Consider the following 531-nt stretch of genomic DNA (forward strand, 5'->3'; position numbering starts at 1 on the left):
TTCCCACTCCCTCGTTCAGCCGAAGCGGCCGGTGATGTAATCCTGCGTGCGGCGTTCGCGCGGGGCGGTGAACATCCGGTCCGCGCTGTCGACCTCGACCAGTTCGCCCAGGTAGAAAAACGCCACCCGGTCGGCGCACCGCGCCGCCTGCTGCAAATTGTGCGTCACGATGGCGATGGTGAACTCGTTCTTCAGCTCGTCCAGCAGTTCCTCGATCCGCGCCGTCGAGATCGGGTCCAGCGCGCTGGTCGGCTCGTCCAGCAGGATCACCTCCGGCCGGGTCGCGATGGTCCGCGCGATGCACAGCCGCTGCTGCTGCCCGCCCGACAGCGCCGACGCCGACGCCCCCAGCCGGTCCTTCACCTCGCCCCACAGCGCCACCCGCCGCAGCACGTCCTCGACCCGCGCGTCCATCTCGGACCGCGCCAGCCGTTCGTGCAGCCGCACCCCGAAGGCGATGTTCTCGTAGATCGACATCGGGAACGGCGTCGGCTTCTGGAACACCATCCCCACCCGCGCCCGCAGCACGTT

General features: G+C 69.1%; 1 protein-coding gene. It reads right to left on the reverse strand.

Annotation, left to right across the window (positions count from 1 at the left end; genetic code table 11):
• Positions 1-15 precede the first annotated feature (15 nt).
• Positions 16-531, reverse strand: a 516-nt coding sequence (locus HLH21_RS16855; RefSeq protein ID WP_182944900.1) for a phosphate ABC transporter ATP-binding protein, incomplete at its 5' end; no start/stop codon positions are given.

This window comes from Gluconacetobacter johannae (assembly GCF_014174305.1).
GTDB classification, from domain to species: Bacteria; Pseudomonadota; Alphaproteobacteria; order Acetobacterales; family Acetobacteraceae; genus Gluconacetobacter; species Gluconacetobacter johannae.